Raw genomic sequence first — 8,904 nt, forward strand, 5'->3', positions numbered from 1 at the left:
TGGAGGTCGCCTGGTCGATCGGGATGAAGTACACGGAGGGTTTCACCCGGTTCTGGCCGAGTGTGCTCACCGGTGCGGGGATCGTCGCGTCCATGGTTCTGCTGGCCCAGGCGGCCAGGACGCTGCCGATCGGCACCGCGTACGGCGTGTGGGTCGGGATCGGCGCGGCCGGTGCGGCGGTGTTCGGCATGGTGGTGCTCGGGGAGCCGGCGACCGCCGCCCGGATCTTCTTCGTCTGTCTGCTGCTCGTCGCCGTGGTCGGTCTCAAGGCGACTTCGGGTCACTGACCGGGGGGGGCGGTGGGGGGGGGGGGTGGTCCGGCCGCGACGCCCGGCCCGGCTGTCATGTCTCCGCCGGGTGGTGTGCCGTCCGCGGGTGCCGTGGCGGGGTCGGCCGCCGTTCCCGGCGGCCCGGCGGCCGCCGCCCCGGCTTCGGTCGCCGTTCCCGTTCCTGTTCCGGGTTCGGCCGCCGCGCCCGCCTCGATGGTCCGGCCTTCCCCGGGGGTCTCCCAGTCGTCCTGGGCCTCGGGCCCCGGCGGCGCGTCGGGGAGCGGCTCCACCCCGGGCATCAGCCGCAGGTCGAAGTTCCTCGGCGCCGTTCCGGCCAGGGCGTCGCGGGTGAAGCGGGCCCAGATCTCGGCGGGCGGCCCGCCGCCGTTGATCCGGGGCAGGCCCAGCGCTCCGTACAGGGGTTCCTGGCGGCCGGTGGCCGGGTCCTGTCCCATGAGGGCGACGACCGTGGCCAGCTCGGGGGTGTAGCCGGCGAACCAGGCGGCCTTGTCGTCCTCCGCGGTGCCCGTCTTGCCGGCCGCCGGCCGTCCCGCCGCCCGCGCCGCCGAGCCCGTACCGGATTCGACGACGCTGCGCAGGACGGCGGTGGTGGTGTCGGCGGCCTCCCGGCCGACGACCTGCTTGAGGTCTCCCCGGGGCAGTGCGACGGCGTCGCCGTCCTTGGTGACGGCGGCGACGAGGCGGTAGGGGCCGCGCTTGCCGTGGGCGGCGAGGGTCGCGTACGCCCGCGCCATGTCGAGCACGCTGGCGGTGGCCGGGCCGAGGGCGATGGACGGGGAGGCGGTGAGGTCGGGGGTGCTGCCCGGCAGGCCGAGGGCGACGGCGGTGTGCCGGACGCGGGCGGGGCCGACGTCGACGGCCATCTGGGCGTAGACGGCGTTCACGGACAGGTCGGTGGCGGTGCCGACGGGGATCTCGCCGTAGCTGGCGTCGTCCTCGTTGGCGGGGTCGTACGGGCTGCCGTTCCAGCCCTCCACGGGTCGGCGGTTGGTGCCGTCGTAGAGGGTGTACGGGGTGATCGGCTCGCCGTACTGGGTGCGGGCGCCGTGCTGCAGGGCCGCGGTGAGGACGAAGGGTTTGAAGGTGGAGCCGACCTGGTAGTCGCGGCGGGTGGCGTTGTTGACGTACTGCCGGGTGTAGTCGACGCCGCCGTAGAGGGCGAGGACGTGGCCGCTGGTGGGTTCGACGGCGGCGGCCCCGACCCGTACGTACCGGTCGGCGGGGTTGTTCTCCGGGTCGAGGCGGTCGATGACGCGGTCCTCGACGGCGCGGACGAGGGCGTCCTGCTTGGCGCGGTCCAGGGTGGTGGTGATCCGGTAGCCGCCGAGGGCGAGTGCTTCCCGGTCGAGGACGCCTTGGCCGGTGAGGTACTGCTCGACGGCCTTGACGAGGTAGCCGCGCTGGCCGGACAGGCCGGAGAGGGCGCCGCCGGCGGCGGAGGCGGGGAGCGGATCGGGGAAGCGGGCGGTGGCGCGCTCGGCGCGGGTGAGCCAGCCCTCCTTGACCATGCCGTCGAGGACGTAGTGCCAGCGGGCGACGGCGGTGGCGCGGTTCTCGGGGCGGGTGGTGACGTCGTAGGCGCTGGGGGCTTTGAGGAGGGCGGCGAGGTAGGCGCCCTCGGCGGTGCCGAGCCGGTCCACGTCCTTGCCGTAGTAGGCGCGGGCGGCGGCCTGGAGGCCGTAGGCGTTGCGGCCGAAGTAGCTGGTGTTCAGGTAGCCCTGGAGGATCTCCTCCTTGGTGGCGGCGCGTTCGAGTTTGATCGCGATGAAGAATTCGCGGGCCTTGCGGGTGAGGGTCTGCTCCTGCCCCAGGTAGTAGTTCTTCACGTACTGCTGGGTGATGGTGGAGCCGGACTGGCGGCCTTTGCCGGTGAGGGTGTTCCAGGCGGCGCGGAGCATCGCCTTGGGGTCGACGGCGCGCGAGGTGTGGAAGTCGCGGTCCTCGGCGGCGAGGACCGCGTGGCGTACGGGCAGGGGGATCCGGTCGAGCCGGACGTTCTCGCGGTTGACCTGGCCGCCGCGGGCGAGGGGGGTGCCGTCCCGGTAGAGGTAGACGTTCGCCTGGGCGCGGGCGGAGGCGTTGGCGGGCGGGACGTCGATGAGGAGGTAGCCCGCGGTGAGGGCGCCGGCGAGGAGGAGGACGCCGAGCAGGAGCAGCTTCAGGAGCAGGGTGAGCAGCCGCCGGGCCGGACCGCGCCGGGTGGGCCGGGCGGTCGGGGGCCGGTGGTCGGGTGCGGGGGGCGGGGGAAGGGTGGGGTCCCTGGGTTCCCAGCCCGCGGTGTCCGGCCGGGGGGATTCGCTCGTGTCGGAGGAAGGGGACATGGCATCACATACTGCCCGGAATGACGTAAAAGTCCCGAATGCCACCCGAAGGTGACGGGAAATCCGCTCGCGGGTCCCGGCCGGCCCCCACTAGGGTCGTGCGCTTCGCCGCCCTCCCCTCCGCGGCGGAAAGGGGGTTCACCGTGCCGCGTCCGCGGCTGTACGCCACGGTCGCCGCGGGCGGCTTCCGGCGCCACGCCACCTACCGGGTCGCCACGGCGGCGGGCGTCTTCACCAACTCGGTCTTCGGCCTGGTCCTCTCGTACACCTACATCGCCCTGTGGGACGAACGCCCCCGGCTGGGCGGCTACTCGGTCGACGACGCCCTCGCCTACGTGTGGATCGGCCAGGCGCTGCTCACGGTCTGCGGCCTCATGGGCGGCGGCTTCGAGACCGAGCTCATGGAACGGGTCAGGACCGGTGACATCGCCGTCGACCTCCACCGTCCGGCCGACCTCCAGGCCTGGTGGCTCGCCGCCAACGCCGGCCGCTGCGCCTTCCAGCTGCTCGGCCGGGGCGCCGCCCCCATGGTGATCGGCGCGCTCGTCTTCGACTTCACGCTCCCGGACGGGCCCGGCCGCTGGGCCGCCTTCCTGCTCTCCGTGGCGCTCGGCTCCCTCGTCGGCTTCGCGCTCTGGTACCTGGTGGCGATGAGCGCCTTCTGGCTCCTCGACGGCCAGGGCGTCGCGCAGGCCGCCTGGCTCTGCGGGATGTTCTTCTCCGGGATGCTCCTTCCGCTCAACGTCTTTCCCGGCGCTCTCGGTGACCTGGCGCGCGTCCTGCCCTGGGCCTCCCTCCTCCAGGTCCCGGCGGACGTCTACCTCGGCCGGTACGGGGACGGCGGCGGCCTGGTGGGGGCGTACGCCTTCCAGGGCTGCTGGGCCCTGGTCCTGCTGGCCGCCGGCCGGGCCGCGCAGGCCGCGGCGACACGGAAGGTGGTGGTGCAGGGTGGCTGAGCGGACGGCGGCGGAGCCGGTGGCGAGGCGCGAGGGGGCGGCGGGGGTGGCCGGTCCGGGGCGGGCGCGGCTCGTGCGCCGGGGCGGCGAGTCCTGGCGTACGTACCGGATGGTCGCCGGCATGTGGATCCGGTCGACGATGACGTACCGTTCCTCCTTCGCCCTGACCCTCTTCTCCTCCTTCTGCGTCACCTTCTTCGACTTCGTCGTCATCCTGCTGATGTTCGGTCACGTCGAGGGCATCGGCGGCTTCGCCTTCGCCGAGGTCGCCTTCCTCTACGGCACGGCCGGTACGTCCTTCGGGCTCGCCGACCTCACGACGGGCTCCCTGCAGCGGATGGGGCGGCGGGTGCGGGACGGCTCGCTCGACACCTTCCTGCTCCGGCCGGCGCCGCTGCTCGCCCAGGTGGCGGCCGACGGGTTCGCGCTGCGGCGGCTCGGCCGACTCACCCAGGGCCTGGTGGTCCTCGTCTGGGGCCTGCTGCTCCTGGACGGCGTCACCTGGACGCCGCTGAAGGTGCTGCTCGTGCCGGTGACGGTGGTGTGCGGGGCGGTGATCTTCATGGCGGTGATGGTGGTCGGGGCGTCCGCGCAGTTCTGGATCCAGGACGCCGCGGAGGTCACCAACTCCTTCACCTACGGCGGGAACACCCTGCTCCAGTACCCGCCGACGATCTTCGCGCAGGAGCTGGTGCGGGGTGTGGTGTACGTCGTCCCGCTGGCATTCGTGAGCTGGCTCCCCGCCCTGTACGTGCTCGGGCGGCCGGCCCCGGCGGGGGTGCCGTCGTGGGCGGCCTTCGCCTCCCCTGCGGTCGCCCTGGTCTGCTGCGGGCTCGCCGGCCTCGTCTGGCGGGCCGGCGTCCGTTCGTACCGTTCGACAGGAAGCTGAGGAGACCGTCCCGTGCCCTTCATCGAACTCGACGCCCTGGAGAAGGCCTTCACGGTCCGCCGCCGGGCGGGCCTGCTGCGCCGCGAGAAGCGCGAGGTCCGCGCGGTCGACGGGATCACCTTCGGCGTCGAACGCGGCGAGATGGTCGGCTACATCGGCCCCAACGGCGCCGGGAAGTCCACCACGATCAAGATGCTGACCGGCATCCTCACCCCGAGCGGCGGCCGGCTGCGCGTCGCCGGCATCGACCCGGCGCGGGAGCGGACCCGGCTCGCCCGGCGGATCGGCGTCGTCTTCGGGCAGCGCACGACGCTCTGGTGGGACCTGCCGCTGCGCGACTCGTACCGGCTGGTGCACCGCATGTACCAGGTGCCCGACGCCCGCTTCCGCGAGAACCTCGACCGGTGCGTGGAGCTCCTGGAGCTCGGGGACCTCCTCGACGTGCCCGTACGGCAGCTCTCCCTGGGCCAGCGGATGCGCGGCGACATCGCCGCCGCTCTCCTCCACGACCCGGACGTGCTCTACCTCGACGAGCCGACGATCGGCCTCGACATCGTGTCCAGGACGCGGGTGCGGTCCTTCCTGCGCGAACTCAACGCCGACCGCGGCACCACCGTCCTCCTCACCACCCACGACCTCACCGACATCGAACAGCTCTGCTCCCGCGTCATGGTCATCGACCACGGGCGACTCATGTACGACGGTGATCTGACCGGCCTGCACGAGTCCGGCGGCGGCGAACGGCTCCTGGTCGTCGACCTGGCCACCGCGATGCCGCCCATCGAGGACGTGCCGGGCGCCCGCTTCGTCCGCGCCGAGGGGCCGCGGCAGTGGCTCGCCTTCCCCGCCACCTCCTCGGCCGCCCCCCTGGTGGCCGCGGTCGCCGCCGCCTACCCGCTGGTGGACCTCTCGGTGCGGGAACCCGACATCGAGACGGTGATCGCGAAGATGTACGGGGGAACTCGGGAGGAGCGCCGGGAGTCCCTCACGTAGGGAGGTCGAGTCCATGGTGAGTTTCTCGTACACGGCGGCGGACGCGGAGAAGAGCAGAGGGGTGCGGCGCATGAAGGCGCTGGCCACCTCGCTGCTCGGCGCGGTCGCCGTCATCTACGCCCTGGCGACCTGGGCCGAGCACTCCGGCGCGGGCGCCTGGGCGGGGTACGTCGCCGCGGCGGCCGAGGCCGGCATGGTCGGCGCGCTCGCGGACTGGTTCGCGGTGACCGCCCTCTTCCGGCACCCCCTGGGGCTGCCGATCCCGCACACGGCGATCATCCCGAAGAAGAAGGACCAGCTGGGCACCTCCCTCGGCGCGTTTGTCGGGGAGAACTTCCTGTCGGCCGACGTCGTACGCGGCAGGCTGCGGGCCCTGGGCATCGGCCGCCGGCTCGGCGGCTGGCTCTCCGACCCGGCCCACGCCGACCGGGTCACCTCCGAACTCTCCACCGCGCTGCGCGGCGCGCTGACCGTGCTGCGCGACTCCGACGTCCAGGCCGTCGTCGGCGAGGCCATCACCCGCCGCGCCGAAGCGGCCGAGATCGCGCCCGGCCTCGGCAAGACCCTCGACCGGCTCGTCACCGACGGCGCCCACCGCCGGGCCGTCGACCTCGTCTGCACCCGCGCCCACGACTGGCTCGTCACCCACGGGGACTCGGTCATGGACGCGGTCCAGGGCGGCGCCCCCGGCTGGACCCCGCGCTTCGTCGACCGCAAGGTGGGGGAGCGCGTCTACCGCGAGCTCCTCCGCTTCGTCACGGAGATGCGGGACATGCCCGCGCACCCGGCGCGCGGCGCGATCGACCGCTTCCTCACCGACTTCGCCGCCGACCTCCAGGCCGACACGGACACCCGCGTCCGCGTGGAGCGCCTCAAGGGCGACCTCCTCGCCCGCCCCGAGGTCCAGGACATCATCGCCTCCGCCTGGTCCTCCGTCCGCGCCCTCGTCCTCGCCGCGGCCGAGGACGACCACAGCCAGCTCCGCCTGCGCGCCCGCGCCTCCCTGATCTCCCTGGGGCGGCGCCTGTCGACGGACGCACGCCTCCAGGGCAAGGTCGACACCTGGGTCGAGTCGGCGGCGACGTACCTGGTCACCACCTACCGCACCGAGATCACCTCCCTGATCACGGACACGGTGGCGGGCTGGGACGCCGCCCAGACCTCCCGGAAGATCGAGGCCAACATCGGCCGCGACCTCCAGTTCATCCGCATCAACGGCACGGTGGTCGGCGCCCTCGCCGGCCTCCTCATCCACACCCTGAGCACGGCGGCGGGGGCGTAGGGCCTTCGGCGGGCTTTCGTCGGGGCGGGGGCCGGGGCCTTCGTCGAGGCCGGGGCCGGACGGGGCCCGGTGCCGGTCGGGCCCGGGCGTCGGGCCCGGGCGTCGGGGCAGGGCTGCGGGCCCGGCGCGGGCCCTCGTCGGGCCCCGGCACGGTCCCGCTGCCGACCGGGCCCGAGGCGGGGGCGCGCCCGGGGGCCGGCCCGCCTCGCGTCCGGCCCTCCGGTGCCTCAGCCGCGGTCGCGGGTCGCGACCCAGGAGACGGCCGCGACGGCCCCGGCCACCGAGAACACCGCGGGCCAGGCCCCGATCTTCTTGGCGAGCGGGTGCGACCCGGCGAAGGCGGCGACGTAGGCGGACGTCAGCCCCACGGAGGCCTTCGCCCCGCCCACCCGCTGCCACTCCCGCGCGGCCACCCCGCCGGCCACGGCCAGCACGGCACCACCGAGGGGCCGCTTCTTCGTCCACCGCGCGACGGCGTACCCCCCGACGAGCCCGGCGGCGGCAACGACGGAGGAGGGGATGCGGGGCATGGAGGGGCCTTCCGTGTCGTGAGATAGCGAGGGGTAAAGCGTAACGAGAAGCGCCCTGGCCCGGTCGCGGGGCCGCAGCCGCGGACCGCTCGCAGCGGGCATTCTTTGTCAGGTCTGTGCCGGCACCCGGGCCAGGGCCGCGCGGAGCAGTGCGCCGGCATCCTCTGGCAGGCCCAGCTCGTGGAGCTCGACCGCGATGCGCATCACGTCCGATTCGGCGCGGCTGCGGCCGTTGATGCCGATGGCCGTGTCCGCTAGGTCGTTCTGCCCTTCCCGGAGCAGAGCGATGGACACGGCGCTCTCCAGGGGGGTCAGTGCCCCTGCCGCGTCCTGCAGGAAAGCGACCGCGTAACCGGTCTGGCCGCCCTCATGCAGGCGCGTGGCGTACGCGGCGAGCTGCCGCGCGGCTGCCACATCCCGCGCCCACCGCTGCCGGTCCCCGCCGTCCCGGGGGACCGGCAGCGGAGCAGGACGTGCGAGGAGGTCCGGATTGCTGATTCCAGCCAGGCCGGAATGCGTCAGGTCTGAAGGCTTCTGGGCCGCGAGGAGCCGGCTGTTCTCCTCCCTGAGCCGCTTGTTCTCGCTCCGTACCGGGTCACAGCTGGGGCAGAGGAAGGCCTCGGCAAACGCATGAAGGCGGCACAGTTCCGTGGGGGAGATCTGGACGGCGTCTTGTCCCGCCCGTTCGATGGCCACCTCGTGCAGCGCGAGGACGAAGTCCAGAGGCGGTTTTCTCCGGCCCCTGCGGTACCGGGAGATCTCGCTTGGGTGCTTTCCCCAGCCCATGGGTGCCAGAAGGGCCGAGGCCTCAGCGAGTGTGCCGACGGCGAGGTGCCCCAGGAGGGTGTCGATCGCTTCGGCGAGAGCTCTTCTGCCGGGCGGCGGCTCAGCGCTGCCTCCGCTGTCCCCGTTTGTGTCCCTGCTTGCCGGATCGTCTGCCGCCATCGTCCACCCCCAGGAAAGAACGCGGCTCATTGTGCCGGAGGGATCTGACGGTACATCCGGCTACGGCGTTGACTACCTTGCGCGCAATCATCGTTGGGGCTGGACGGGCCTTCTCTCCGGCGTGCTCAATGAGTGAGCCAGCCGGAAGCGCGGCACCCAGGGCGTCCGTACCCGTGGTGTGGCCGTCGTGTGGTTTTCCGGCTTCTCATGTGGTGGTCGTTGAGCGGAGGTTGCAAGTGGCAGTGCCGTCGTGGCTCGACAAGAAGTACGGCAGCAAGGTGCGGGCCGGTCTGTGGCTGGTGTCGGTGGTCGGCGAAGGGAACATCTTCACCAAGGGGCAGTTGAGGGAGGCGTTTCCGGACGTGTCCCAGATCGACCGCCGGGTGCGCGACCTGCGCGACCACGGCTGGCAGATCGACACCCGGCGCGAGGACGAGTCGCTCCACCTTGATGAGCAGCGCTTCGTGAAGAAGGGGGCAGAGGTCTGGCTGCCCGGCCAGGGCAAGTCCCCGAAGGAGAAGACGGGTCTCACGGCCGCGCAGCGGTCGAAGGTGATGGCGGGTGACAGTTTCCTCTGCCGGTCCTGCGGTATCGGTGCGGGCGAGTCGTTCGGTGACGGCGGTCAGGACGCCCAGCTCGATGTCGCCAGGCGGCAGGTCGTGCTGCCGGACGGGACGAAGGAGACCCAGCTCGTCACC

9 protein-coding genes are annotated in these 8,904 nt (G+C 73.0%); 6 read left to right on the forward strand and 3 right to left on the reverse strand.

Going from position 1 to position 8,904, the window contains the following annotated elements; all coding sequences use genetic code 11:
* Window positions 1-287, forward strand: a 287-nt coding sequence (locus RIF68_RS17380; protein WP_309052185.1) for a multidrug efflux SMR transporter, incomplete at its 5' end; no start/stop codon positions are given.
* On the opposite strand, the gene RIF68_RS17385 is transcribed toward RIF68_RS17380, so the two are convergent.
* On the reverse strand, window positions 281-2,611 hold the full coding sequence (locus tag RIF68_RS17385; protein ID WP_309052186.1) for a transglycosylase domain-containing protein: 2,331 nt from the start codon (window positions 2,609-2,611) through the stop codon (window positions 281-283). The two genes, RIF68_RS17380 and RIF68_RS17385, sit on opposite strands and share 7 nt — an antisense overlap.
* A gap of 143 nt (window positions 2,612-2,754) precedes the next feature.
* Here RIF68_RS17385 and RIF68_RS17390 point away from each other — a divergent pair, with 143 nt between their 5' ends.
* Genes RIF68_RS17390 through RIF68_RS17405 form a run of 4 tightly spaced genes read left to right on the forward strand, consistent with a single transcriptional unit; the run spans window position 2,755 to window position 6,731 of the window.
* Window positions 2,755-3,567 carry an ABC-2 family transporter protein gene (locus RIF68_RS17390; RefSeq protein ID WP_309052187.1) on the forward strand — a complete coding sequence of 271 codons (813 nt, stop codon included), beginning with the start codon at window positions 2,755-2,757 and terminating at the stop codon, window positions 3,565-3,567.
* Window positions 3,560-4,456 (forward strand): ABC transporter permease, encoded by an 897-nt coding sequence (locus tag RIF68_RS17395; protein WP_375165713.1) that lies wholly within the window; start codon window positions 3,560-3,562, stop codon window positions 4,454-4,456. The genes RIF68_RS17390 and RIF68_RS17395 overlap by 8 nt, the downstream gene beginning before the upstream one ends.
* A gap of 12 nt (window positions 4,457-4,468) precedes the next feature.
* On the forward strand, window positions 4,469-5,449 hold the full coding sequence (locus RIF68_RS17400; RefSeq protein WP_309052188.1) for an ATP-binding cassette domain-containing protein: 981 nt from the start codon (window positions 4,469-4,471) through the stop codon (window positions 5,447-5,449).
* Between the two features lie 13 nt (window positions 5,450-5,462).
* Complete coding sequence (locus tag RIF68_RS17405; RefSeq protein ID WP_309052189.1) at window positions 5,463-6,731, forward strand: DUF445 domain-containing protein; 1,269 nt, start codon at window positions 5,463-5,465, stop codon at window positions 6,729-6,731.
* 227 nt (window positions 6,732-6,958) lie between these two features.
* Here RIF68_RS17405 and RIF68_RS17410 read toward each other — a convergent pair whose 3' ends face one another.
* Window positions 6,959-7,261, reverse strand: coding sequence for a hypothetical protein (locus tag RIF68_RS17410; protein ID WP_309052190.1), 303 nt, complete (start codon window positions 7,259-7,261; stop codon window positions 6,959-6,961).
* A 108-nt stretch (window positions 7,262-7,369) separates the two neighbouring features.
* Window positions 7,370-8,206, reverse strand: a complete 837-nt coding sequence (locus tag RIF68_RS17415) for a hypothetical protein (protein ID WP_309052191.1) — start codon at window positions 8,204-8,206, stop codon at window positions 7,370-7,372.
* A 236-nt stretch (window positions 8,207-8,442) separates the two neighbouring features.
* Between RIF68_RS17415 and RIF68_RS17420 the strand changes: the two genes are divergently transcribed.
* Window positions 8,443-8,904: hypothetical protein (locus RIF68_RS17420; protein ID WP_309052192.1), on the forward strand; the 462-nt coding region annotated here is incomplete at its 3' end.

The sequence above is a fragment of the Streptomyces sp. genome (assembly GCF_031178505.1).
In the GTDB taxonomy this organism is placed as follows: Bacteria; Actinomycetota; Actinomycetes; order Streptomycetales; family Streptomycetaceae; genus Streptomyces; species Streptomyces gulbargensis.

Bases quoted from the DNA above. Each gene is read 5' to 3' on its own strand.
- RIF68_RS17415 (WP_309052191.1), bottom strand. From the start codon at position 8,206: ATGGCGGCAGACGATCCGGCAAGCAGGGACACAAACGGGGACAGCGGA.
- RIF68_RS17405 (WP_309052189.1), top strand. From the start codon at position 5,463: ATGGTGAGTTTCTCGTACACGGCGGCGGACGCGGAGAAGAGCAGAGGG.
- RIF68_RS17385 (WP_309052186.1), bottom strand. From the start codon at position 2,611: ATGTCCCCTTCCTCCGACACGAGCGAATCCCCCCGGCCGGACACCGCG.
- RIF68_RS17410 (WP_309052190.1), bottom strand. From the start codon at position 7,261: ATGCCCCGCATCCCCTCCTCCGTCGTTGCCGCCGCCGGGCTCGTCGGG.